Origin of the sequence: Streptococcus agalactiae ATCC 13813, from assembly GCF_000186445.1 — a bacterium.
Taxonomy (GTDB): domain Bacteria; phylum Bacillota; class Bacilli; order Lactobacillales; family Streptococcaceae; genus Streptococcus; species Streptococcus agalactiae.
In genome coordinates, this window is sequence record NZ_GL636070.1 from 497,632 (window position 1) to 523,947 (window position 26,316).

Below are 26,316 nucleotides of genomic sequence, written 5' to 3' on the forward strand. Positions count from 1 at the left end.
AAGTAATTAGTACTATTGATAATATAGATAAAAGTAGGTTTGATATAATCAAACCTACTTCATCGAATACAAACTAGTTAGTTAATGCATCGTCCATTGAAAGTACTTCATGGAAGACACGTTGTGTTAACTCAGTTTTTTGCTCAGGAGTTAGATATTTAGTATTGACACAGTAACCTGAGATACGAACGATAACATCTTCACCATTCATAATCTTGTCATAGACATCTTTAAGGTCCATGACATTCAAGTTAACGTGTTGACCACCGTTTTCAAAGTAACCATCAAGGACTGTTACCAAGTTATCAACTTGTTCATCAAATGTTTTACCAAGAGCGCGTGGAGAAACTTGAGTTGTCAATGAAATACCATCATTTGCATGAGCGAAATCAAGTTTAGAAAGTGAATTCAAGTTTTGTAACCAGCCACCTTTAGCTTTGTTAGAAGGGTTAGCACCTGGTGAGAAGAATTCTACTTTAGAAAGGTTTACACTACCATCTTCATTGAGATATACTCCTTTATGTACCGGTGAGTTACCAGTTTGTTTAGAGTAAGCAACGTTTGATGTGATTGTAAGAAGAGAAACAGTTGCTTCAGCTTCTTTATAAAGTTTGTGTTTAGCAAGGCGTCCATGGAAGGCTTCAAGTAACCATTCAGCGATTGAGTCAACACGATCATCATCTTCACCATAACGTGGGAAGTCACCAACTGTTTCGTAGTCGTAGATGTAACCATCTTCGTCACGGATTGGTTTAACAGTAGCGTATTTAATCGCAGATAATGAATCGACAGTATTTGCAAAACCACAGATACCAAATCCCATATTAGCACGTACATGTGAAGGTAAGAATGCCATTTGTACAGCTTCATAGTTGTATTTATCAGTCATGTAGTGGATGATATTCATCGCATCAACATAAGTATCAGTCAACCAGTCAAGAGATTTTTCAAAGTTAGCTTTTACAGTGTCAAAGTTGAGTACTTCGTCACGAATTGGGTCGATGTCAAATACTTTGTAATCTTTATGAACATCATCATAACCACCGTTAAGACCAGTAAGAAGTGCTTTCATAACGTTAACACGAGCACCAAAATATTGAAGGTTGTGACGTTTGTCTTCGTTTTCTGGATCAAGTGGAGATACACAACATGAAATACATGACATTTCACCGTAGCCTTCTTTAGCCATTGTTGATACACCTTCATATTGGATTGAAGAGTGTTTATGACTCATTGACATACAGTAGCGACGGAAAGCATATGGTAATTGGTCTGACCAAAGAACAGTTAAGTTTGGTTCTGGTGAGTTACCGATATTGTCAAGTGTATTTAAGAAACGATAGTCCATTTTGGTAACACGATGACGTCCATCAGCTCCCATACCTGCCATTGAAGTTGTGATAAAGGTTGGGTCACCTGAGTAAAGGGCATCATAAGCTTTAGTACGAGCAAATTTTACAGTACGGAGTTTAAGGACAAAATCATCAACAAATTCTTGGATTTCTGATTCTGTGAATGTACCGCGAGCGAGGTCACGTTCTGCAAAGATATCAAGGACAATAGGAACACGTCCAAGTGATGTTGCAGCACCATTGATAACACGACATACAGCCATGAAAGCAATGTTCACCCATTGAATGGCTTCTTTAGTGTTCATGGCTGGTTTACGAACATCTACGCCGTAAAGGTCACCAAGTTTTACAACTTCACCAAGAGCTTGGTATTGAAGGTTGATTTCTTCACGAAGACGAATTGACTCTTCATCAATATCATTCAATGCATTCCAGTCATTAACTTTTTCTTGCATCAAGTAGTCAGCACCGTAAACAGCTAGACGAGCATATACACCAATGATACGTCCGCGTGAATAAGCGTCTGGGAGACCAGTAACAGTGTGTGCATGGCGAGCACGACGAATGTTAGAAGTATAAGCGCGGAAGATACCATCATTTACTGTTGTAGCGTACTTAGTGAAGATTTCGTGAACAGCTGGATCAGGTTCATAACCATTTTCTTTAAGTGTAGTTTCCGCCATACGGATACCACCTTTAGGCATGAAGTTCAATTTGAAAAGCTCGTCGTTTTGAATACCAAAGATAAGTTCGCTATCTTTGTCGATAAAACCAGCTGGTAATTCAGAAATTGAAGCAACACGAGTATCCATTGGGAAGCGAGTTTCTTCATAGTGAGCTTTTGTTTCTTCAATCACTTTTTTGATGTGAAGTGAACGTTCAGTTGCTCCAGCTAAGAAGCTTTCATCTCCATCGTAAGGTGCATAGTTTGCTTGAACGAAGCGAGCAATACTTGCTTTTTCTTTCCAATCAACACCTTTAAAGCCTTCCCAAGCTTGTTCAAAGATATCTGTGTTTGTTTTAACTGTTGCCATAGTTTTCTCCTTAAACATTGTGACAGATTTAATTTTGTTTACATATCCATTTTAGGAAAAAGTAAACGTTTTCGCAAGCATATTTCTTGACAAAATTATGATTCTTTTATAATACAGTTTTTTTAATCTGTATCATTAAGTTGTAATCTGTTATAATGGAGTAGAGAGAATGGGGGAGAGAACAATGTTAATTTTTCCTTTAATAAATGATACGTCGCGTAAAATTATCCACATTGATATGGATGCTTTTTTTGCATCTGTGGAAGAGCGTGACAATCCCTCTCTTAAAGGAAAGCCTGTTATTATTGGTTCTGATCCCAGAAAAACCGGCGGCAGAGGGGTTGTTTCTACTTGTAATTATGAGGCTCGAAAGTTTGGAGTTCATTCAGCTATGTCTTCAAAAGAAGCGTATGAACGATGCCCTCAAGCTATCTTTATTTCGGGAAATTACCAAAAATATCGCCAAGTAGGAATGGAAGTACGAGATATATTTAAAAAGTATACGGATTTGGTTGAACCGATGAGTATAGACGAAGCTTATTTAGATGTAACTGAAAATAAAATGGGAATAAAATCTGCTGTTAAACTTGCTAAAATGATACAATACGATATTTGGAATGATGTCCATTTGACCTGTTCAGCGGGTATTTCCTACAATAAATTTTTGGCAAAATTGGCTTCTGATTTTGAGAAACCAAAAGGACTTACCCTCATCCTACCAGATCAAGCCCAAGATTTCTTGAAGCCCTTACCAATAGAGAAATTTCATGGTGTTGGTAAACGCTCCGTCGAAAAATTACATGCTTTAGGGGTTTATACTGGTGAGGACCTCCTTTCCTTATCTGAAATCTCTTTAATTGATATGTTTGGTCGTTTCGGGTATGACCTTTATCGTAAAGCAAGAGGGATTAATGCTTCCCCGGTAAAACCTGATAGAGTTCGTAAATCAATAGGAAGTGAGAAAACCTATGGGAAATTACTATATAACGAAGCAGATATCAAAGCTGAGATTTCAAAGAACGTTCAGAGAGTTGTTGCTTCTCTGGAGAAAAATAAGAAAGTTGGTAAGACAATCGTTTTAAAAGTTAGATATGCGGATTTTGAAACATTGACGAAACGTATGACATTAGAAGAGTATACTCAAGATTTTCAAATCATTGATCAAGTTGCTAAAGCGATATTTGATACCTTAGAAGAGTCAGTTTTTGGCATACGACTCTTAGGTGTTACAGTAACGACCCTGGAAAATGAACATGAAGCTATCTATTTAGATTTTTAAAAGTTGGGACGATGACTATATTTAACTCTCTTTGAAAAGAAAAAAGCACTAGATTCTAGTGCTTTTACTTTTAGTTAGCCTCTTCAAGGTCACGTTCGTTGAGTTTTTGTGCTTTTTGATAAGCATGGAAATAAAGAAGACCGAAAATAGCTTGGAAGACGATATTTATAGCTATTGCCCATGGTGCTTTAGTAGTTAGAAAACCCAAAATAACAAGTCCTACAGTAATGGCGAAGCCAAGGTAATAAGGAAGGTAATTAACCATTTGATTTCTTTTAATTGCTCTTAAATTTTTAATACAGAAAATAACAATGGCAATGTTGACTAATACTATTAAAGCAGTGACAAATAGCATAAATGGTGTTGTGGCGCTCAAGACTGCTTCGATATGTTCTTTAGGAAGATTACCTGTGTTCCCTTTATTAATTTCAGTTTTGGCTAGCTGCACTGAAATTCCTGTAAACAATCTGAATACTAAAGACAAACTATTTAATACAATGATAGTGATTGTAGCTGTGCGCAGAGAGCGGCGGACTTTTTCATATGAAACCATAATATCTCCTTTTTCTAAATAAACCTTAATAAAAGTATTAAATTTGAACTACGTTCTTAATACAATGATATTATAACATATTTGGAAGAGTTTTCAAGATTTTATGAAAAAATTTATTTACTATCAAAAATCGCACTTATATCTTGTTGATTAATACCAATCATTGGGTCGATTGTTAAATAATTTTCTTCAGTTAGGCGATAAGTTATTTTTGAAAGATTAGTCTGCTCAATTGGCGTTGCTGTTTTTGGAATGGACGTATTAATTATTGTGCTGTCAGTCTTTTGATCTATTGAACTATCTTCAATTTTTTGAGAATTAGCTATTTCTTGCTTGTTTTCAAATCTTTCTATCAGATAAGTATTGCGCTTTGCCCCCTCGTTTTTAACAGCGAAATCAAATGCACCAATTTCTCCTAAAAGTATTAGTTTACTTTTAGATCTCGTAATAGCTGTATAAATAAGGTTTCGCTGTAACATTCGACCACTCTGTCTCGTTATTGGCAGAATAACAACTTGAAATTCAGAACCCTGTGATTTATGAATACTCATAGCATAGGCTAGCGTTATTTTAAGCCATTCTTTGCGTTGGTAGATAACTTCTTGACCATCAAAAGTCATATAAATCTCATCTTGCTTGCTCTCAGTATATTTAGCTGGTATAAGGTCCGTTATGTAACCAATATCCCCATTAAAAACATTAAGCTCTGTATCGTTGACTAAATGTAACACTTTATCTCCTATTCGGAAATTTATATCATTAAAAGTAAATTGGTTATTATCTTTTAATGGATTGAGGAGATTTTGCATGATAAGGTTAAGATTATTAATACCTGCTTGGCCGCGATACATAGGAGCTAAAATTTGAATTTCATGAGCTTCAATACCGCTCTTAAGTGCAGATTGAACAATTTTAGAAATCATATTTGGGATGATATTAGCAGATGCTTCAAAGTATGAGCGATCGGCTTTTTTAGCTGTAAAGTCCTCTGGCAAAAAGCCCTGTCTCATTTGATTAGCTAAAGTCACAATAGTTGATTCTTCTGATTGTCTAAAAATTTTTTCAAGTTTAACGTGTGGAAGTGCATTTATATTTAAAAGATCTGCTAGAACTTGTCCTGGACCTACAGATGGTAATTGATCACTATCTCCGACAATAATAACTTGTGTGTGCGAGTCCAAAGCGTCAAATAATTGATTAGCAAGCCAAGTGTCAACCATTGAAAATTCATCAATGATAATTAAGGAACAATCTAGATAGTCATCTAGACTTTGATAGTCACTATCTCCGTTTAATCCCAAATGTCTATGAATAGTAGCACTCGGTAAACCGGTAAGTTCATTCATGCGTCTAGCAGCACGACCTGTAGGAGCAGCAAGTACAATAGGAATATCATTTTTGTTTAAATCAATATGATGTAACTCGGAATAGGCTTCAATAATACCATTTATAACTGTTGTTTTACCTGTTCCTGGGCCACCAGTCAAGATAAATACCTTACTTAGTAAAGCTTCTCTAATAGCTCTTTCTTGGATATTATCGTAGTGGATATTTAAAGATTTTTGAATATCTCTGATTTCACGGTCAATATCTTTGTGACTTAGTTGTTTATCAAGAGGCTGATTTAGTATTCGTTGTAAGTTTTTTTTGATGCCTTCTTCGGCAAAAAATAGAGTATTACTAAAAATTTTAGTTCCAATATGTTGCACTTTATCTTCTGCAATTAAATTTGTCAATTCCTTAGCAACAATTGAAGGATCTAGTTCGATTTGACGAGCTTCTTCAAGGAGAGTAATGGTTTTTTCCAAGAGAGTACGAGCCTCAATATAGGTATCTCCTTGCTCCATAGAAGACTCCACTAAAGTATGAATAATAGCAGCACGAAAGCGTTTAGGAGAATCACTTTCAATACCGACTTGTTCAGCAAGTTGATCAGCTATTTTAAAACCGATACCTTGGATATCCTCAACAAGTTGATAAGGATTTTCGTTTATCACTTCAAGTGATTCTTCTTTATGGTGATCAAATATTTGAATAGCAGCACGATTGCTTAACCCATATTCAGCGAGTTTAGCTAAAACTTGCTCTGTTCCATAATTGAGTTTCAGTTTAGCGATGAATGCTTCTCTATTAATTTTTGATAGTCCTGAGATTGTACTTAACTGTTCAGGGGATTCAAGGATTTTATCAATGGTATTATCTCCATAGAGTTCTACGATGCGTTGGGCAGTCTTTTTACCAATTCCTTTAAATTGTTCGCTAGAAAAGTATTTCACAAGGCCACCTGAAGTAGGCTTGGCTCTTTCATAGCGTACACTTTGTAGTTGCTCGCCGTATTTTGGATGTTGGGTTAGTGTTCCCCAAAAAGTATATTCTTCTCCCTCTATAACGTCGGCCATAGTACCAGTAATAATTACTTCTACATCATCAAAATCGCTATCCGTATCTTCGATTTCCAGAAGTAATATTTTAAAAAAATTGCTGGCATTTTCAAATATAATGCGTTCAATGGTTCCTGTAAAAAATACTTCCATTGTACCTTCCTTTTTAATAAACAGTTAAAGGGAGTGATTGTAAATCCCTATTTTAAATGGATTTGTCACTCCCTATTTTCAATATAATATGCTATTTCAACTTTTGTCAGGTGAATTTTTAATTTCCTTTAGTTGATAGTTCCAAAACGACGAATTGGCCAGAAGCGGAATTTAACCTCTCCCACAATCGTTGATTTTTTGAAGGGGCCGACGGCACGACTATCTTTAGAGACAATTCGGTCATCACCAACAAGATAGTAGTGGCCTTTAGGCACGACAGTAGTAAATTCGCTGCTGCCATTGCTGTCAGTAGTGAAAGCGGTAGAGCTTTGTGCTAGGTCTTGGAAAAGTGGGTTATATGAATATTTTTCCTGTAATTTATCCTTTTTAAATAATTTAGTATATTCCTTGAGGTAAGGTTCTTCTGTTTTTTTATTGTTAATAGTTAAGGTGTCATTTTTATATTTGATGACATCACCTGGCATACCAATGACACGTTTAACAATTTTTTTCTTTTGGCCGCCTTCTTCTTCGTTAGCCACTACAATATCGAATCGATTGATTTTTGTTTGTTTGAGAACTACTAGCTGTTCCTTGTCAGCTAAAGTTGGATCCATGGAGTGTCCGTCAACTTTAACGAATTGCCATAAAAAGATACGCGATAGTAAAAAAAGTGAGAGGATGAGGATAAAGACACCCCATTCTTTAATAAATTCTTTCATAATTTTCCCTGCTATTTATTTTAATAATGCTTGTGCTTTTTTGGTGTTAGCAAAATGAAGTTTTGCGCAGTGTTCAAGCGAAGAGATACCATAAGCTTTGAGTAATTGGCTAGCGACCTTATCAGATTGGTGACCAGCTCCACTTGGAAGTTTATATCCTACGTCGTCGCTTAATTTGTTAAGATTTTCTAAGAATAGATTACGTGCAATAATAGAACTGACCGCTACAGCTAGATATTTATTTTCAGCTTTTTCTTCCAGAGTAATCGTTTGTTTAAATTGATTCTTTTCATTTTTCAAATAGTTTTGATAGTTTTTGGAGCTAGTAAAAGCATCAATAACGATTTTTTCTGGTTCAAAACCATCTTGAAGAAGAAGGAAGATAGCTTGGTTGTGTAAAGCAACTTTTACGGAGACAGCATTATGTTTGTTATTTGGACCAACCACTTGATTATATTTTTGAGGCGATAACAATAATGCTTTGTGTGGAATTGCTTTTTCCAAAAGAGGCGCGATTTGCTTAATTTTTTGATCAGTAAGTGTTTTTGAATCACCAACCTCTAATTTTTTGAGGTAAGCATGGTCCTTAGGAGTTACAAAACTAGCTACCACTGCCAGTCCACCAAAGTAAGAGCCATTTCCCACTTCATCAGTACCAATTATGGGAATATCTTGACTCTCAGAGGAACAACTTTCTTTTTGCTCAATAAAACCATACTTTTGGGCGATATGTGAAGCGTTAGAACCCTGGAAGACAAGTTTTCCAGAAGTATATAAAAGAACAGTAGTTCCTGATATTTTAGCTGAAAATACCACATAAGGATTATTATTACTTATATGATGTTGAGCTAAATCGGTTCTTATCTTTTCTTGCAATTTTTTATCTGCTTGCATGACGATTGTGTTCATAGACAATATTCTATCATAAAAAAGAGGAATAAGGGAATAGACAAGTAATGATAAGGGGTAGAATTTTACGAAAGCCCTATTTTACGGTATAATGCTAGCAGAGGTATAGTATGGAAACAAAAATAAATAATAGTCAGAAAAATCGTTATAAATTTGTCTTTGGAGATAAGCCTCTCACATTGACGACAGATAAAGACAACCTTTTTATGGAAGAGATTGAGCGTGTAGCTACAGAAAAGTATGAAGCCATTAAAGAAAAATTACCTAATGCTGATAATGAAACGATTGCTATTCTCATGGCAATTAATGCTTTATCAGTGCAACTAAGTCGAGAAATTGACATTGAAAAAATGGAAGATGAGCTCAATAAGTTACGCTCCAAAACGATTTCGGACATTAAAGAAAAAGTGAGTGAGGATTAATCATGCTATCATTGCTTTTGCTGATTATTGTTATTTGGCATTTTTATATTGGCTACAGTAGAGGTATTTTTTTACAAGTCTTTTACGTGTTAATGTCAATGGTATCTTTGATGATTGCTAGTCAATTTTACCAAGAATTAGCTAGTCAGATTACGTTATGGGTACCGTATTCTAATCCTGTACAAGGAGTAGAAGTTTACTTTTTTAAAGATATTAGCAAATTTCAATTGAGTCATGTTTATTATGCAGGTGTTGCCTTTGTTTTTATCTACAGTTTATCTTACTTAGTAGGTCGCTTGCTAGGTGTTTTACTACATTTAGCACCAGTTGAACATTTTGATAGCTTGCAAAATAATATTATTAGTGGTTTTTTATCCGTTCTGGTTTGTCTCTTATTTATGAGTATGTGTTTGACTATTCTGGCAACAGTCCCTATGTCATTTGTTCAAGAAAAGTTATGGAATAGTCTGTTTGTTAGATTTTTAATTAACGACTTACCATTCTTCTCTCAGTTTTTGGTAAGGACTTGGGCGGTAGGTCTTTGAATATAATGTTTAGTAAGGTTGGAGTAAGAGTTCCAACCTTTTTAACGTTGTCATTTTGTGATAAATTTAGGTATAATGAAGAGTATGAATAACAAGATTTTAGAACAGTTAGAATTTAACAAAGTTAAGGAATTGATATTACCTTATCTCAAGACAGAACAATCACAAGAAGAATTATCAGAGCTGGAGCCGATGACGGAGGCTCCTAAAATAGAAAAAAGTTTTAATGAAATTTCTGACATGGAACAGATTTTTGTTGAACATCACTCATTTGACATAGTCAGCCTAAGTTCAATCTCTGAGAGTTTAAAACGCTTAGAGCTTTCAGCTGATCTTAATATTCAAGAACTTTTGGCTATCAAAAAAGTTTTACAGAGTTCTTCGGATATGATTCACTTTTATTCTGATTTGGATAATGTTTCTTTCCAATCTTTGGATCGTTTGTTTGAAAATTTGGAACAATTCCCTAATCTGCAAGGGTCTTTTCAAGCTATCAATGATGGTGGTTTTTTAGAAGATTTTGCGAGTCCAGAATTAGAGCGTATCCGTCGTCAATTAACAAACAGTGAACGACGGGTTCGTCAGATTTTACAGGATATGCTTAAGGAAAAAGCAGAGCTTTTATCAGAGAATCTAATCGCTAGTCGTAGTGGACGGAGTGTCCTACCAGTAAAAAATACTTATCGGAATCGTATTTCTGGTGTGGTTCATGACATCTCTTCTTCAGGAAGTACTGTTTATATTGAGCCTCGTGCTGTTGTTACACTAAACGAAGAGATAACGCAGCTTAGAGCTGACGAACGTCATGAAGAAAGTCGTATTTTACACGCATTTTCAGACTTGTTAAGACCCCATGTCGCCACTATTAGAAATAATGCATGGATTCTTGGGCATCTTGATTTTGTAAGGGCTAAATATCTTTTTACGACTGATAATAAGGCGACGATACCTGAGATTTCTAATGACAGCACGTTAGCATTAATCAATGTTCGTCATCCTCTGTTAAGTAACCCTGTGGCTAATGACTTACATTTTGATCAAGATTTAACTGCAATTGTCATCACTGGTCCCAATACTGGTGGTAAGACGATTATGCTAAAAACACTCGGTTTAGCACAATTAATGGGACAGTCTGGTTTGCCAGTATTAGCGGATAAAGGTAGTAAAATTGCAGTATTTAACAATATCTTTGCAGATATTGGCGATGAGCAATCTATTGAACAAAGTCTATCAACCTTTTCTAGTCATATGACGCACATAGTTAGTATTTTAAACGAGGCTGACCACAATAGTTTAGTTCTCTTTGATGAACTGGGAGCAGGAACGGATCCTCAAGAAGGTGCTAGTTTGGCTATGGCTATTTTAGAACACCTTAGGTTAAGTAATATCAAAACGATGGCGACCACGCACTATCCAGAATTAAAAGCTTATGGGATTGAGACAAATTTTGTAGAGAATGCGAGCATGGAATTTGATGCCGAAACGCTTAGCCCTACGTATCGCTTTATGCAAGGAGTTCCTGGACGATCAAATGCATTTGAAATTGCTTTTCGCCTTGGTTTAGCTCCATTTATTGTTAAACAAGCTAAGCAGATGACAGATTCTGACTCAGATGTTAACCGTATTATTGAACAGTTAGAGGCACAGACACTTGAGACACGTAGAAGACTGGATCATATTAAAGAAGTTGAACAAGAAAACCTCAAATTCAATCGTGCGGTTAAGAAACTCTATAATGAATTTTCACATGAGCGCGATAAAGAGTTAGAAAAAATCTATCAAGAAGCTCAAGAAATTGTAGATATGGCTTTGAATGAGAGTGATACTATCTTAAAAAAACTCAATGATAAGAGCCAATTAAAACCTCACGAAATTATAGATGCTAAGGCACAAATAAAAAAATTAGCACCTCAAATTGATTTATCAAAAAATAAAGTCTTAAATAAGGCTAAAAAAATCAAAGCAGCTCGTGCCCCTAGAATTGGTGATGATATTATAGTGACTAGCTATGGACAGCGAGGTACCTTAACTAGTCAATTAAAAGATGGACGTTGGGAAGCACAAGTGGGAATTATCAAAATGACATTAACACAAGATGAATTTACCCTTGTTAGAGTCCAAGAAGAACAGAAAGTCAAAAGTAAGCAGATTAATGTGGTTAAAAAGGCTGATAGTTCTGGACCAAGAGCTCGACTTGATCTTAGAGGTAAAAGATACGAAGCAGCTATGCAAGAGTTAGATAATTTTATTGATCAAGCATTGCTTAACAATATGGGACAAGTTGATATCATTCATGGTATTGGTACAGGCGTTATCCGTGAGGGAGTGACAAAATATCTTCGTCGTAATAAGCACGTTAAGCATTTTGCTTATGCCCCACAAAATGCAGGGGGATCTGGCGCCACAATTGTAACGTTAGGGTAAATTATGGAATCATATGAACAATTTTATGCCAAACTATCTCAACCTTTTAGAAAAAAACCACAGTTAATAATTCTTTTAAATTTTTTACTAAAAATAGTCACAGGAATGATGTACATACTCTATCCATCTTTTCTGATATTTACTCTTTGGCAAGGGATGACATTTCAATTATGGTTAAGGCTATTAATTATCCCTGCTGTTGGCTTTATAGCTTTGTCTTACATTAGGAAACGCCTTGATTTTCCACGACCATATGAAAAATGGAATATTAAACCTTTAATTTATAAGGATACTGAGGGAAGGTCGATGCCTAGCAGACATGTTTTTTCAGCTACGATGATTAGTATGTGTTTGTTACGATATTATGTTTACTTTGGAATAGTTTGTTTAATATTATCGGTTCTATTGGCAATTTGCCGTGTGATAGCAGGTATTCACTATCCTAAGGATGTTATTGCAGGTTACCTTATTGGCTTGATTTTAGGGCTTTGTTTATTTATTTAGCGAGTTCGTAGCAAATAGTTTCAAAAACAACTAAATTCTTGTACAATAGGCTTATCATTAAGATGAAATGGAGAAAAAGATGGCATTAGAAGTAACAGATGCTACATTTGTAGAAGAAACTAAAGAAGGTTTAGTACTCATTGATTTTTGGGCAACTTGGTGTGGTCCATGTCGTATGCAAGCACCAATTTTAGAACAGTTATCTCAAGAAATCGATGAAGATGAACTCAAAATTTTGAAAATGGATGTTGATGAAAATCCGGAAACTGCTCGTCAGTTTGGTATTATGTCAATTCCAACATTGATGTTTAAAAAAGACGGAGAAGTGGTTAAACAAGTTGCAGGTGTTCATACTAAAGACCAACTGAAAGCTATTATTGCTGAATTGAGTTAAATAAAATAAAGCCCAGTGTCACGCTGAGCTTTATTTTATTATCTACTAACTTAAATGGAATAACCATGTAAAAATAAAACGACTTGCAAAAAAGGTGGCTACAGTAATGAGGAAAAATACAGTGACAATAAGGAGTTTCTGATAAGGAAGCTTTGCTCTTTCTTCCCGTTTTTCGATTTCGTCTAATAATTTTCCATTTGAAACAGCTAGGATTTCCTTATAAGTTTGCACATCATATTTTTTCTTAAAACGTTCCACACGATTAGCATAAGTCATAGTAATTATCGATAATAAAACGAAAATGCCAAGTCCTAGCCACTCTAAGAAATAGACTAATGGATAACTTGAAATCATTAATAGTATCATCAATGTCACCATTACTTTGGTATCTCGTTCAAAATTCTTTTTATCAACCTGAGTGATGGTATATTTCATTTTCTCAATGTCTCCTTTAATTAGTTGGTCTAAGCTCACTTGAAAAATTTGACTTAGGAGTAAGAGGCTATGGATGTCTGGGTAGGTTTTGTCATTTTCCCAGTTAGATATGCTCTGACGGCTTACATAGACTTTCTCGGCTAATTCTTCTTGCGAGAGCGCTTGTTGTTTACGGTAGCGAATAATTTGCTGACCAATTTCCATAAATATCTCCTTTCATAATATTAGTATAAGGATGATAAGCTAACGGGTCTATCAAATGTATTTGACATTAGGGATAGACCACTATTTATAGGGTATTAAAAGATAATCTGAGGAAAACTTTACAGCGGCGTAAAGGAATTGTAAACAAAAAGTGAACTGTCATAGTTCACTTGTGATTAAGCATTTTTCTGTTTTAAGTAGGTCTCTAGCATTTTCTTTTGTGGTGTTGCAAAGGGATACAGAGAAAAGTCCTCAATTGCTACCCACTTTAGGTGAGGAGCATTAGGTAAATCTGTTGCTTTGACCACCCCCTCTATGAGTTCTATTGTCCACTTCTGGTGACTAAAAGTGTGCTTAATATTTGGAAAGTGATTATCAGTCCATTGGGGCTTTAATTGATATTCTCTTTGGAAAGTTTCATTTTGGGTTTGCCAGATTATGGGGTTGGATTGATTGTCATCAAATAAATCTAATTGTTGAGAAAGAGGTGACGTTTCGATAATAGGAAATGACCAAAACCCTCCTAGAAGTCTCCCTTTAGTATTTTTCTCCAGTAGATACTGGCCATTTTGGTTATGAATGACAAAAGCCTGAATTCGCATTGGTTTAGGCTTTTTCTTAGGATTTTTTATGGGGTATTTACCATAAGTACCATTCAAATAAGCAGCATTAAAGAAACGAATAGGGCTTTCATCAGGTCTAGGTGTCTTAGCGGATTCGATGTCTGTACCCAGATCCATAAGTGCTTGGTTAAAATCACCGGGTCTGTCAGGGTCAATTAGTATTTCCATAATAGCTTGAAAAATTTTACGATTTTTAGGGTCACCGATGTCATAATTAACTTCAAACAAACGAGCCATGACACGCATCACATTGCCATCAACGGCAGGCTCTGGTAAGTTGAATGAGATGCTGGCGATAGCACCTGCAGTATAAGGACCAATCCCTTTTAATGAAGCAATATCATCATAAGTGTGAGGAAATATGCCACCAAAATCAACCATCACTTGCTGTGCAGCCTTTTGCATATTACGCACCCGAGAATAATAGCCTAGCCCCTCCCATGCCTTTAGTAATTGTTCTTCAGGAGCGTCTGCCAAATCTTTTATTTGAGGAAACCACTCTAGAAAACGTTTATAATAAGGGATTACCGTATTAACTTGTGTTTGTTGCAACATGATTTCAGAAACCCAAATATAGTATGGATTAGTAGTTCTTCGCCAAGGGAGATCACGTTTTTCTTGGTCATACCACCCTAAAAGTGTGCGACGAAAAGAAGCGATTCTATCTTCAGGCCACATCTCAATTCCATAGTCTTTTAAATCTATCATAGATTAATTGTATCAAAGAAAGAGGATTTGACAAAGAGGTATGTTGACTAGATCGTAATTAATGATGAAGAAAAATGTTGCATCAATATTTTTTTCTTGACTTAAGGAAGCGTTTACACTATAATTAAATTATAAAGATAAAGTTTAAATCAAGGAGGTTATCCATGATCTATTACAATATCTCTAGGTATAAGAATGGAGACTAGTCTCCACAAGAAAGATTGGTAGGCAAGCTAACTTTAGTTAATGGAGGTAGCGCTTATGTTAATTTTTAATATGGGTCGCTATAAGAATGGCGATACACTAAAATTGTTATCAATGCATTGATGTTGCAAACAGTCACAAGGATTTGAAGTTTTCTTCATTTCCTAGAAATAGTTGGAGGGGCACTTATGTTGGGTTTAGATGTAGGTCGCTACAGTAACGGTGACACATAAGTCCTTATATAATTTAAGGAAGACAGACAATGTGGTAATAGTTCATTACCATTAGCGCATGCTCGCTTGAGGTAATCATGAACAAATATAAACTAGGGTATACCCCTAGATGTGTTAGTAATTTTTGTTAGTCAAGGAGGTATTGCTAATCAAATATCTCAATATGAAAGATGTAAAATGGTAACACATATGAATAAAAGTTCGTGTATGTTTTGGTGTTACCAAAGGTAATAAAAAATAAAAGGGACTCCCTAAATAGTATTTTAATATTTAAAAATATAAAATCGGAGACACTGAATTTTTCTCCAACGAAAACTTAAACCAATAAAGAATTCTTTAAATAATATGTTGAAGGTGAGGTGTAAACCTCGCCTTTTTATTTTTTAATTGAATTATAGAATGAGGATTGAACATAAGTCAGTAAAAGAAAATGGCTACATAGGTTTGATATAAGGCACTTTCAATAAAGAAAAATAAAAATGTCTTTAAAGGATATCAGGGAAATAAAAACATAAAAACCTTGCATTATTAACTTATTTCTACTATAATAATATCTTGTGAGCATAACCTCACTTACTCATGAAAAATTCATGAGTCATTAGACCAAAAGGAGGAACATATCAATGGCTAAATACGAAATTCTTTATATTATTCGTCCAAACATTGAGGAAGAAGCTAAAAACGCTTTGGTAGCACGTTTTGATTCTATCTTATCTGACAACGGTGCAACTGTTGTTGAATCAAAAGATTGGGAAAAACGTCGTCTTGCGTACGAAATCCAAGATTTCACTGAAGGACTTTACCATATCGTTAACGTTGAAGCTGAAGATGCAGTAGCTCTTAATGAGTTTGACCGTCTTTCAAAAATCAACGGTGACATTCTTCGTCACATGATCGTTAAAGTAGACTAAGAAGGTAGTTTATGATTAATAATGTAGTACTTGTAGGTCGCATGACCCGTGATGCAGAACTTCGTTATACACCAAGTAATCAAGCGGTAGCCACTTTTTCACTTGCAGTTAATCGTAATTTTAAAAATCAATCTGGCGAACGTGAGGCTGATTTTATTAACTGTGTTATTTGGCGCCAACAAGCTGAAAACTTGGCTAACTGGGCAAAAAAAGGTGCTTTGGTTGGAATTACAGGTCGTATCCAAACACGTAATTATGAAAACCAACAAGGTCAACGTGTCTATGTAACAGAAGTTGTTGCGGAAAGTTTCCAATTATTGGAAAGTCGTGCTACACGAGAAGGTGGTTCATCTAACTCTTATAATAACGGTGGCTATAACAATGCTCCGTCAAATAATAGTTATTCAGCTTCTTCTCAACAAACGCCTAATTTTAGTCGTGATGAGAGTCCGTTTGGTAACTCAAATCCAATGGATATTTCAGATGATGATCTACCATTCTAATATAATAGATGGACAGAATTTAAAACTATAAAGGAGAAATAAACATGGCTCAACAACGTCGTGGCGGATTCAAACGCCGTAAAAAAGTTGATTATATCGCAGCTAACAAGATTGAATATGTTGATTACAAAGATACAGAGCTTCTTAGCCGCTTCGTTTCAGAACGTGGAAAAATTTTACCACGTCGTGTAACAGGAACTTCAGCTAAAAACCAACGTAAAGTAACAACAGCAATCAAACGTGCTCGTGTTATGGCTCTTATGCCTTACGTAAATGAAGATTAATATAAAATAGCCCTAGCGGCTATTTTTTTATTCTTTTTACCATTATTATTGGTATTTACGAGTCAAATAATAGAAAAATTTAGGATACCACCGTATTAACCGTGCAAAACAAATGGTTTTCTTGTATAATACTAAGGTATGGATTTTTTATAACAAAGGAGGAATCGCCATGAAGCAAATGTTTCTTTCAACGGCAATTGAATTTAAAGAAATTGAAACATTCGAGCCAGGTGCTTGGATAAATCTGGTTAATCCCTCCCAGGAAGAATCCGAACAAGTAGCTGATCAATTTGGTATTGATATTGATGATTTACGTGCTCCCCTCGATGTGGAAGAAACTTCCCGTATCTCGGTTGAAGATGATTATACTTTAGTTATTGTTGACGTTCCTACCTATGAAGAACGCAATAACAAAAGTTATTATATGACTATTCCTATGGGCATTATCGTTACTGACAACGCTGTTATTACTACTTGCCTAGAACATTTGACGCTGTTTGATCACTTTTATAGACGACGTGTCAAAAATTTTTATACCTTTATGAAGACACGTTTTGTTTTCCAATTGCTTTATCGCAATGCCGAATTATACTTACAGGCTTTGCGTACTATCGATAGGCAGAGCGATAAAATTGAAGCACAACTAGAGAGTGCAACTCGAAATGAGCAATTGATCGATATGATGGAATTGGAAAAATCTATTGTCTATCTAAAGGCCTCTTTAAAATTTAATGAGCGAATCGTCAAAAAATTGACCAGTAGTACCAGTAGTTTAAAAAAATACATTGAAGATGAAGATCTGCTTGAAGATACATTAATCGAAACTCAGCAGGCTATTGAAATGGCAAATATCTATGAAAATGTCTTAAATGCCATGACAGAAACGACTGCTTCAATCATCGGTAATAATCAGAATACCATTATGAAAACCTTAGCCCTAGTAACCATGACATTGGATATTCCAACGGTTATTTTTTCGGCGTATGGGATGAACTTTCAAAATAATTGGATGCCTTTGAATGGTCTCGCACATGGCTTTATCTATGTTGTTCTTTTGGCCTTTTTGATGAGTTCATTTGTTGTATTTTATTTTATTCGTAAAAAATGGTTTTAATAGTATATTAATCAAGGAGTTCACATGACTTTACAAGACTTAACTAAAAAGAATCAAGAGTTTGTTCATATTGCAACTAATCAACTTTTAGCTGATGGAAAATCAGATGCAGAAATCAAAGCTATTTTAGAAGAACATCTCCCAGAGATTATAGATAATCAGAAAAAAGGAATTACCGCACGCTCACTCTTAGGAGCACCAACTACTTGGGCAGCCTCATTCACTGAGCGACCTGAGGATAAAGCTAGAGTATCTGTACAAAAAAATACCAATCCTTGGTTGATGTGGTTAGATACTTCCTTACTATTTCTTGGCTTAGTAACTGCTTTGAATGGTTTAATGTTGCTATTTGGTCAATCTAATGTCAATACAGGGCTTATTTCAATTTTAACTCTTGGTTTTGGTGGTGGTGCGGCCATGTACGTTACTTATTACTATATTTATCGCCATATGGGTAAACCAAAATCTGAAAGACCAGGCTGGCTTAAATCTTTCGCAGTACTGGCACTAGTTATGTTAGTTTGGTTTGCCTTATTTGCAGTAGTACCTCTTCTACCTGCAACTATTAATCCTAAACTTCCTGAGGTTGTTTTGTTTATTATTGCTTTAGCATCGTTTGGTTTGCGCTTTTATTTACAACGTAAATATAATATTCAAAGCTCAATGGCACCAGTGGCACCACAACAAAGAAGATAATAACAAAGAGTATGAACGTATTAGTTCATCTCTTTTTTCTATGAAATTTAAAACTAAAAAAATACTGACTTTATTAAAATTTGATATAATAAGTCAACACTATTCAAAAAGGAGTGCTGAGGCACAACATTATGCAAGATAAATTAATGATAAGAGGAGCAAGAGCTCACAATTTAAAAAATATAAGTGTCGACATTCCACGAGACAAGTTAGTTGTCGTTACGGGACTATCAGGATCAGGTAAGTCTAGTTTGGCCTTTGACACTATCTATGCAGAAGGACAACGTCGTTACGTTGAAAGTCTTTCTGCTTACGCGCGCCAATTTTTGGGAAATATGGAAAAGCCTGATGTAGATTCTATTGATGGCCTTAGTCCAGCTATTTCTATTGATCAGAAAACAACAAGTAAGAATCCTCGCTCTACTGTTGGGACTGTAACAGAAATTAACGATTATTTACGTTTGCTTTATGCTCGTGTTGGAACTCCATATTGTATCAATGGTCACGGAGCCATCACAGCATCTTCTGTAGAGCAAATTGTGGATAAGGTACTAGCGCTTCCAGAGCGAACAAAGATGCAAATTTTAGCCCCAATTATACGTCGAAAAAAAGGACAACACAAATCAACATTTGAGAAAATACAAAAAGATGGTTACGTTCGTGTTCGTATTGATGGTGATATTTACGATGTTACTGAAGTGCCTGAATTATCAAAAAGTAAGATGCACAATATTGATATTGTAGTAGATCGATTAATTAATAAAGAGGGCATTCGTTCCCGCTTATTTGATTCCGTTGAAGCGGCTCTACGTTTGTCGGATGGTTATGTCGTTATTGATACAATGGATGGCAATGAGTTATTGTTTTCAGAGCATTATTCTTGTCCTGAATGTGGTTTTACTGTTCCTGAATTAGAGCCACGCCTTTTTTCTTTTAATGCTCCCTTTGGTTCTTGTCCGACCTGTGATGGCTTAGGAATTAAGTTAGAAGTAGATATAGATTTGGTTATTCCAGATAAAAGCAAGACCCTTAGAGAAGGGGCCTTAGTTCCTTGGAATCCAATTTCATCAAATTACTATCCAACGATGCTAGAGCAAGCTATGACTCAATTTGGTGTTGATATGGATACGCCATTTGAAAAATTAAGCAAGGCGGAGAAGGATCTAGCTCTATATGGTTCAGGCGAACGAGAGTTCCATTTCCATTATATTAACGATTTTGGAGGTGAGAGAAATATTGATTTGCCTTTTGAAGGGGTTGTCAATAATATTAATCGTCGTTACCATGAAACTAATAGCGATTACACACGCAATGTTATGCGAGAATATATGAACGAACTAAAATGTAACACTTGTCATGGTTATCGTCTAAATGATCAAGCACTTTGCGTAAGAGTTGGGGGAGAAGAAGGTCTTAATATTGGCCAAGTCTCAGATTTATCGATAGCAGACCATTTAGAACTTTTAGAAACGTTGCGTTTATCTTCAAATGAACAATTAATTGCTCGACCAATTATCAAAGAAATCCATGACCGCCTAAGCTTCTTAAATAATGTTGGGCTTAATTATTTAAATCTGTCACGTTCTGCAGGAACGCTTTCCGGGGGCGAGAGTCAACGTATTCGTTTGGCTACTCAAATTGGGTCTAATTTATCAGGTGTCCTTTATGTACTTGATGAACCGTCCATTGGACTTCATCAGCGAGACAATGACCGTTTGATTGATAGTCTTAAGAAAATGCGTGATTTGGGTAATACGCTTATTGTTGTTGAACATGATGAAGATACAATGATGGCAGCTGATTGGTTAATCGATGTGGGACCTGGCGCTGGTGCGTTTGGTGGTGAGATTGTGGCCTCTGGCACACCGAAGCAAGTAGCTAAAAATACTAAATCTATTACAGGACAATATTTGTCAGGTAAGAAAGTGATTCCTGTACCATCTGAACGAAGAGTAGGCAATGGTCGCTTTTTAGAAATCAAAGGTGCGGCAGAAAACAACCTACAAAATTTAGATGTCAAGTTCCCTCTCGGTAAATTTATTGCCGTAACTGGTGTCTCAGGTTCTGGAAAATCAACCTTAATTAATAGTATTTTGAAAAAAGCTGTTGCGCAGAAGCTTAACCGTAACTCAGATAAACCAGGTAAATATGTTTCTTTAGAAGGCATTGAATATGTTGATCGATTGATTGATATTGACCAAAGTCCAATTGGTCGGACTCCACGTTCTAATCCCGCAACCTATACAGGTGTTTTTGATGATATTCGTGATCTTTTTGCTCAAACTAATGAGGCAAAAATTCGAGGTTATAAAAAAGGACGCTTCTCATTTAACGTCAAAGGTGGACGTTGTGAGTCTTGTTCTGGCGATGGTATCATCAAAATTGAGATGCATTTTTTACCAGATGTCTACGTTCCTTGTGAAGTATGCCATGGCACGCGCTATAATAGTGAGACTCTGGAAGTACATTACAAAGAAAAAAATATTGCACAAATTCTTGATATGACAGTGAATGATGCAGTTACATTTTTTGCAGCTATTCCTAAAATTGCTCGTAAGTTACAGACTATTAAGGATGTTGGTTTGGGATATGTCACTTTGGGGCAACCAGCTACAACCTTATCAGGAGGAGAAGCTCAGCGAATGAAGCTGGCAAGTGAATTACATAAGCGTTCGACAGGTAAGAGTCTTTATATATTAGACGAACCAACAACGGGGCTTCATGCAGATGATATTGCTCGTTTACTTAAGGTTTTGGATCGTTTTGTAGATGATGGTAATACAGTGCTTGTTATTGAGCATAACCTTGATGTTATTAAAACTGCTGACCACATTATTGATCTTGGCCCTGAAGGAGGTATTGGTGGCGGACAAATTGTAGCTATCGGAACACCAGAAGAAGTTGCTGAAAATCCTAAATCCTATACAGGATATTATTTAAAAGAGAAGTTAGCAAGATAGTTTATTGGGAGCTGAGTAATATTACTCAGTTCCTTTTTGTAAGCTAACATTGCGTAGAAGTCATTAAATGGAGAACGCTTTATTAGGAAAAATAGTGGGGAGATATTTTAGAAAAAGGAAATAATGAGGTTTTGAAAAAAATAGTTTCTATGAGAATCTTTTTCTTGACAATAAAATTTAGCTATTATAAAATAGTTCTCACGATAACTAAAATAATGATTTTTTCAGAAAATAATATTTTTTTGATTAAAAAATCAAAAAATAACCTTATAAGACCTATTTGTTATTCTTAAAAGATATTAGTTAAAATCAGAAATAGAGATTGGAGATAAAATGACTACAAAAGCAAAACATGATATTCATGGCAAACCATATAATCGTACAGCCATGATCACCTTATTGTTGATTGCTACATTTGCAGGGGTGTTAAATCAGACAAGTTTAGGAACGGCTATCCCAACTTTGATGAATAGCTTTAACATTTCGTTGTCAACGGCTCAACAAGCAACAACATGGTTTTTATTAGCGAATGGGATTATGATTCCTGTTTCAGCTTATTTAGCGACACGTTTTTCAACAAAATGGTTGTATGTGACATCCTACGTTGTTTTACTTATTGGACTGTTAATGACAACGTTAGCACCTACATCTAACTGGAACCTTTTTTTAGTAGGACGTATTATTCAAGCGATTTCTGTAGGGATTTCTATGCCTTTGATGCAGGTTGTTATGGTGAATGTTTTTCCTCCAGAGCAGCGTGGTGCCGCTATGGGACTTAATGGTTTGGTGGTTGGTCTTGCCCCAGCTATTGGGCCTACATTAGCAGGGTGGATTTTAAAACAAGAATTTCATTTTGCAGGGCATGATTTAACATGGCGTGCAATTTTCCTTCTTCCTTTACTAATTTTAACGGTCACTACAATTTTATCCCCCTTTGTTCTAAAAGATGTGGTTGATAATAAGTCAGTTAAATTGGAAGTGCCTTCCCTTATCCTTTCAATAATTGGTTTTGGTAGCTTTTTGTGGGGCTTCACAAATGTGGCAACTTATGGATGGGGAGATATTGGATATGTTATTTCTCCTATTATGGTTGGTATTATTTTTATCGCCTTATTCATTCATCGTCAATTAAAACTAGAAACACCGTTCTTAGATATCCGTGTTTTCAAAAATAAACAATTCTCAGTAACAACAGCAGCTATTGCACTTTCAATGATGGCGATGATGGGTGTTGAAATGATGCTACCGCTTTACTTGCAAAACGTTCATGGTCTCTCTGCACTTGATTCTGGTTTAGCTTTATTACCAGGTGCCTTGATGATGGGGATAGTTAGTCCAATTTCTGGAGCTGTATATGATAAAGTTGGTGCAAGACGTATGGCTATGATTGGTTTTACCATACTAGGTGTAGCGACGTTACCTTTTGTTTTCTTAACGACTACAACACCAGATCATTTTATTACCCTCTTATATGCAGTACGTATGTTTGGTATTGCTATGGTTATGATGCCATTGACAGCAAGTGCGATGAGCGCACTTCCACCACATGAGGCCGCACATGGAACAGCAGCTAATAATACTGCTCGTCAAATTGCTTCAGCAGTTGTAGTTGCATTGCTCTCAAGTGTTGCTCAAAATATTATCACCAACAATAAACCATCAAAAGATTTGCTAACAATGAATCCTTTAAAATATGCAAATCAGATGTTGAATGCTAGTCTTGATGGCTTCCATGTTTCTTTTGCCATTGGTTTTGTATTTGCGGTTCTTGGTTTACTGGTATCTCTTTTCCTGAGAAAAGGGAAAATTATTGAGACGGAAAAGGAGGTATAGCATGATTATTTTGATTATTGCACTGGCAACTATTTTGACATTTGTCACATGGATGTTGATTCGTCCAAAAGCTCTACGGTATATTCTAGGTCTTCTCTCATTAGCTTTGTTGTTTGCCTCAGTTTGGATGTTAACGGATCACTTTGTTAATCATACAGGTATGACTATTGAAACTAAGACAAAGACACGTGAGATTTATAGTGCGGGTGATAGTAATGCTCCATTTGGTCTCATGATTTATAAAGAGATTGGTACTCATTCGAGTAATAATGTTTTAGTTTATCGAACAGATTTAAATCAAAAAGAAGCAAAAGCTCACTTTGTTCCAAATACAAAAGAAGTGACAAGTGCTGTGAAAAAATCTGCTAGCTACCAATTAGCTGATGTGAAAAAAGCCACAGTAACAACAAAGACTAAACGTTATGTGTGGAAAGATAGTCTTTCGAAACTACTTTATGGCTTTGCAGGTGAAAATGGAGAATTGATTTCTCAGAAATCAGTTGCTAAAATACCACGAAAAACTTGGCTAGTTTTGACTAAAGAGCAGTCTGAACACTTAGAATCGGCTGCGGCTAAACTAAAAGAACAGATGGCTTTGCAAGCAAAAGTAAACCCAGTGAAAGCTATGGAGATAAAGACATTAGCTAAGACAAAACCAGAAGCTTATGCTGAGATGCAAGTTAAAGCATTAAAAGAAGCTCTTAATATAAAAGAATAGTAAAGTAAAAGCAACTGAAATGAGTTGCTTTTATTATAGCTAAATGTCTTAAAAGATGATAAAATTAACCTAATTAAGGTTAGAATAGCGAGGTTTCTTATGGGTTTTGAACAACGTCTAACTAGATGTCAAACAGCAATTTCACAATTATCATGTGACGCACTCTTAATAACGAATTTAACAAATATTTTTTATTTGACTGGTTTTTCAGGAACTAATGCAACGGTACTCATTAGTCCAAAACACCGGATTTTTGTTACAGATTCACGATACGCCTTGATAGCAAAGAATACTGTAAGGGAGTTTGATATTGTCGTTAGCAGAGAACCGCTCGCGGCTATTTTGAAAATTATTCGCGATGACGCATTGATGGCGATTGGTTTTGAAACTGATATCTCTTATCATATGTACAAACATATGGTGGAAGTTTTTGAAGATTATCGCTTGATAGAAGCTCCATCTGTTGTTGAAAAGTTACGTATGATTAAAGATGCAACAGAACTTGCGATCATCCGTCAAGCCTGTCGTATTTCGGACCAAGCTTTTTTAGACGTGTTGGATTTTATAAAACCTGATCGAACAACTGAATTGCAAGTTGCTAATTTTTTAGACTTTCGCATGAGAGAATTAGGAGCAACTGGTCCTTCATTTGATTTTATTGTAGCATCTGGACATCGATCAGCGATGCCACATGGGGTTGCGAGTCAGAAGACTATTCAATCGGGAGAAACTCTGACTTTAGATTTTGGTTGTTACTATCAGCACTATGTTAGTGATATGACACGTACGATTCATATCGGTCATGTCACTGATCAGGAACGCGAGATTTACGATATCGTTTTGAAAAGTAATCAAGCTATTATTGATAATGTAAAATCAGGAATGAAGCGTTGTGATTATGATTACTTGGCGCGACAAGTCATTGAAAATTCTGGATACGGTAATCATTTTACCCACGGTATAGGGCATGGTATGGGGCTTGATGTTCATGAAATTCCTTATTTTGGTAAGTCAGAGGGAGTGATTGCATCTGGGATGGTAGTGACTGATGAGCCAGGAATATATCTCGATAATAAATACGGTGTTCGTATTGAAGATGATTTATTAATAACGGAAACAGGTTGCGAAGTATTGACATCTGCACCTAAAGAATTAATTGTACTTTAAAGGAAAATAGAATGAATAGACTTTCTTGGGAAGATTATTTTATGGCAAATGCAGAGTTGATTTCTAAACGTTCTACCTGTGACCGTGCTTTTGTTGGAGCTGTTTTAGTCAAAAATAATCGCATCATTGCTACAGGTTATAACGGAGGAGTCTCTGAGACAGATAACTGTAACGAAGTGGGACATTATATGGAAGATGGTCACTGTATTAGAACTGTTCATGCTGAGATGAATGCCCTTATTCAGTGTGCTAAAGAAGGTATTTCTACTAATAATACAGAAATTTATGTGACGCATTTTCCTTGTATCAATTGCACCAAGGCGCTCTTGCAAGCAGGGGTTAAGAAAATTACTTATAAAGCTAATTATCGCCCACACCCATTTGCTATTGAACTCATGGAAGCAAAAGGAGTTGCTTATGTTCAACATGATGTTCCAGAGGTAACACTAGGGATGGAAGAGTAAAGAGGAAGATAGTGCATATGCCTATCTTCCTTGAAGGTTTTATCGTTTAAGCTAAGGGCCAGTTATGTTAAATATATTGAACGAGATAATTCTCAAAATTGGTCAATTGTTAGTCATGGGATTACTGAAAATGGCCTAAAAAAGGTGATCACCAGTTAATAGTCATTATTCCTAATGATTTTTCACAGAAAGTTTTAGATGTTGATAATAGAATAGCTGATCCATCTATTATCAACATCTAAAATTAGTACTGCTGGGAATCTCGAATTGCAAAAATAATTTACAAAAAAGAGAAAAGATATTGTTGCTGACCTCAATAGATGTAAATCCAGTTTATGCTAATATGGCATTTGATTGGGTGTATGATAACTATAAAGATGATATCATCAATTATGGACAAGAAACTATCAAAAATATTGGTAAGTCCATTTCAACTAATAATAGTTTAGGTACTTTATATAATTAAGGAGCAAGATTTGAAAACGGAAATAGAAACAAATAATCTTATTAATTTAGGATGGTTTTATGATAATGCTGTTTATTATGATATGAAAACGAAAAAATTATATAAATCTAATCTAAAAAAA

At 35.6% G+C, this 26,316-nt stretch carries 23 protein-coding genes and 1 pseudogene; 17 read left to right on the forward strand and 7 right to left on the reverse strand.

Annotated elements, in window-relative coordinates; all coding sequences use genetic code 11:
- Positions 1-73: 73 nt before the first annotated feature.
- Positions 74-2,386, reverse strand: coding sequence for a formate C-acetyltransferase (pflB, locus tag HMPREF9171_RS110610; protein ID WP_000246713.1), 2,313 nt, complete (start codon positions 2,384-2,386; stop codon positions 74-76).
- 184 nt (positions 2,387-2,570) lie between these two features.
- Here pflB and dinB point away from each other — a divergent pair, with 184 nt between their 5' ends.
- Positions 2,571-3,665, forward strand: a complete 1,095-nt coding sequence (gene dinB / locus HMPREF9171_RS110605) for a DNA polymerase IV (protein WP_000904560.1) — start codon at positions 2,571-2,573, stop codon at positions 3,663-3,665.
- 70 nt (positions 3,666-3,735) lie between these two features.
- On the opposite strand, the gene HMPREF9171_RS110600 is transcribed toward dinB, so the two are convergent.
- From HMPREF9171_RS110600 to rnhC, 4 genes and pseudogenes are all read right to left on the reverse strand, one after another.
- Positions 3,736-4,218 carry a hypothetical protein gene (locus HMPREF9171_RS110600; RefSeq protein WP_000255474.1) on the reverse strand — a complete coding sequence of 161 codons (483 nt, stop codon included), beginning with the start codon at positions 4,216-4,218 and terminating at the stop codon, positions 3,736-3,738.
- A gap of 331 nt (positions 4,219-4,549) precedes the next feature.
- Positions 4,550-6,752: pseudogene (recD2, locus tag HMPREF9171_RS110595) on the reverse strand (SF1B family DNA helicase RecD2); the annotation flags it as partial.
- Positions 6,753-6,880: 128 nt separating this feature from the next.
- Positions 6,881-7,474: a signal peptidase I gene (gene lepB, locus HMPREF9171_RS110590; protein ID WP_000657514.1), complete on the reverse strand. Its 594-nt coding sequence runs from the start codon at positions 7,472-7,474 to the stop codon at positions 6,881-6,883.
- 15 nt (positions 7,475-7,489) lie between these two features.
- The gene (gene rnhC, locus HMPREF9171_RS110585; RefSeq protein WP_001092529.1) at positions 7,490-8,383 is read right to left on the reverse strand and encodes a ribonuclease HIII; all 894 of its coding nucleotides are present in this window, start codon (positions 8,381-8,383) and stop codon (positions 7,490-7,492) included.
- Positions 8,384-8,493: 110 nt separating this feature from the next.
- Between rnhC and zapA the strand changes: the two genes are divergently transcribed.
- The 5 genes from zapA (at position 8,494) to trxA (ending at position 12,672) form a co-directional block, all read left to right on the forward strand.
- On the forward strand, positions 8,494-8,805 hold the full coding sequence (zapA, locus tag HMPREF9171_RS110580; protein WP_000448289.1) for a cell division protein ZapA: 312 nt from the start codon (positions 8,494-8,496) through the stop codon (positions 8,803-8,805).
- Positions 8,806-8,807: 2 nt separating this feature from the next.
- Positions 8,808-9,350, forward strand: coding sequence for a CvpA family protein (locus tag HMPREF9171_RS110575; RefSeq protein ID WP_000949955.1), 543 nt, complete (start codon positions 8,808-8,810; stop codon positions 9,348-9,350).
- An 84-nt stretch (positions 9,351-9,434) separates the two neighbouring features.
- Positions 9,435-11,774, forward strand: a complete 2,340-nt coding sequence (locus HMPREF9171_RS110570) for an endonuclease MutS2 (protein ID WP_001060314.1) — start codon at positions 9,435-9,437, stop codon at positions 11,772-11,774.
- 3 nt (positions 11,775-11,777) lie between these two features.
- Positions 11,778-12,278 (forward strand): phosphatase PAP2 family protein, encoded by a 501-nt coding sequence (locus HMPREF9171_RS110565; protein ID WP_000446808.1) that lies wholly within the window; start codon positions 11,778-11,780, stop codon positions 12,276-12,278.
- A 79-nt stretch (positions 12,279-12,357) separates the two neighbouring features.
- A complete protein-coding gene (gene trxA, locus HMPREF9171_RS110560) occupies positions 12,358-12,672 on the forward strand; it encodes a thioredoxin (RefSeq protein WP_001162959.1) in 315 nt (104 codons plus the stop codon).
- A gap of 45 nt (positions 12,673-12,717) precedes the next feature.
- Here trxA and HMPREF9171_RS110555 read toward each other — a convergent pair whose 3' ends face one another.
- Together HMPREF9171_RS110555 and mutY are read right to left on the reverse strand one after the other, a co-directional pair.
- Entirely contained in the window at positions 12,718-13,311 is a 594-nt protein-coding gene (locus HMPREF9171_RS110555; protein ID WP_000402391.1) for a helix-turn-helix domain-containing protein, read from the reverse strand.
- Between the two features lie 176 nt (positions 13,312-13,487).
- Positions 13,488-14,642 (reverse strand): A/G-specific adenine glycosylase, encoded by a 1,155-nt coding sequence (gene mutY, locus HMPREF9171_RS110550; RefSeq protein WP_001872062.1) that lies wholly within the window; start codon positions 14,640-14,642, stop codon positions 13,488-13,490.
- Between the two features lie 1,060 nt (positions 14,643-15,702).
- On the opposite strand from mutY, the gene rpsF reads away from it, so the two are divergent.
- The 11 genes from rpsF (at position 15,703) to HMPREF9171_RS1000000113315 (ending at position 26,195) form a co-directional block, all read left to right on the forward strand.
- Positions 15,703-15,990: a 30S ribosomal protein S6 gene (gene rpsF / locus HMPREF9171_RS110545; RefSeq protein WP_001151773.1), complete on the forward strand. Its 288-nt coding sequence runs from the start codon at positions 15,703-15,705 to the stop codon at positions 15,988-15,990.
- An 11-nt stretch (positions 15,991-16,001) separates the two neighbouring features.
- Entirely contained in the window at positions 16,002-16,493 is a 492-nt protein-coding gene (locus HMPREF9171_RS110540; protein WP_000609586.1) for a single-stranded DNA-binding protein, read from the forward strand.
- A gap of 44 nt (positions 16,494-16,537) precedes the next feature.
- Positions 16,538-16,777, forward strand: a complete 240-nt coding sequence (rpsR, locus tag HMPREF9171_RS110535; RefSeq protein WP_000068665.1) for a 30S ribosomal protein S18 — start codon at positions 16,538-16,540, stop codon at positions 16,775-16,777.
- 169 nt (positions 16,778-16,946) lie between these two features.
- Positions 16,947-17,891 (forward strand): magnesium transporter CorA family protein, encoded by a 945-nt coding sequence (locus HMPREF9171_RS110530; protein WP_000812121.1) that lies wholly within the window; start codon positions 16,947-16,949, stop codon positions 17,889-17,891.
- 24 nt (positions 17,892-17,915) lie between these two features.
- On the forward strand, positions 17,916-18,587 hold the full coding sequence (locus tag HMPREF9171_RS110525) for a DUF1129 domain-containing protein (protein WP_000174846.1): 672 nt from the start codon (positions 17,916-17,918) through the stop codon (positions 18,585-18,587).
- Positions 18,588-18,718: 131 nt separating this feature from the next.
- Positions 18,719-21,547, forward strand: a complete 2,829-nt coding sequence (uvrA, locus tag HMPREF9171_RS110520) for an excinuclease ABC subunit UvrA (RefSeq protein WP_001152951.1) — start codon at positions 18,719-18,721, stop codon at positions 21,545-21,547.
- Positions 21,548-21,880: 333 nt separating this feature from the next.
- Positions 21,881-23,380, forward strand: a complete 1,500-nt coding sequence (locus tag HMPREF9171_RS110515; protein ID WP_000208365.1) for an MDR family MFS transporter — start codon at positions 21,881-21,883, stop codon at positions 23,378-23,380.
- A gap of 1 nt (position 23,381) precedes the next feature.
- The gene (locus HMPREF9171_RS110510) at positions 23,382-24,098 is read left to right on the forward strand and encodes a DUF4811 domain-containing protein (RefSeq protein ID WP_000584722.1); all 717 of its coding nucleotides are present in this window, start codon (positions 23,382-23,384) and stop codon (positions 24,096-24,098) included.
- A gap of 99 nt (positions 24,099-24,197) precedes the next feature.
- Positions 24,198-25,265 (forward strand): M24 family metallopeptidase, encoded by a 1,068-nt coding sequence (locus HMPREF9171_RS110505; protein ID WP_000505344.1) that lies wholly within the window; start codon positions 24,198-24,200, stop codon positions 25,263-25,265.
- Between the two features lie 11 nt (positions 25,266-25,276).
- A complete protein-coding gene (locus HMPREF9171_RS110500) occupies positions 25,277-25,729 on the forward strand; it encodes a deoxycytidylate deaminase (protein WP_001081097.1) in 453 nt (150 codons plus the stop codon).
- Between the two features lie 301 nt (positions 25,730-26,030).
- Positions 26,031-26,195 (forward strand): hypothetical protein, encoded by a 165-nt coding sequence (locus HMPREF9171_RS1000000113315; RefSeq protein WP_000927757.1) that lies wholly within the window; start codon positions 26,031-26,033, stop codon positions 26,193-26,195.
- Positions 26,196-26,316: the final 121 nt, after the last annotated feature.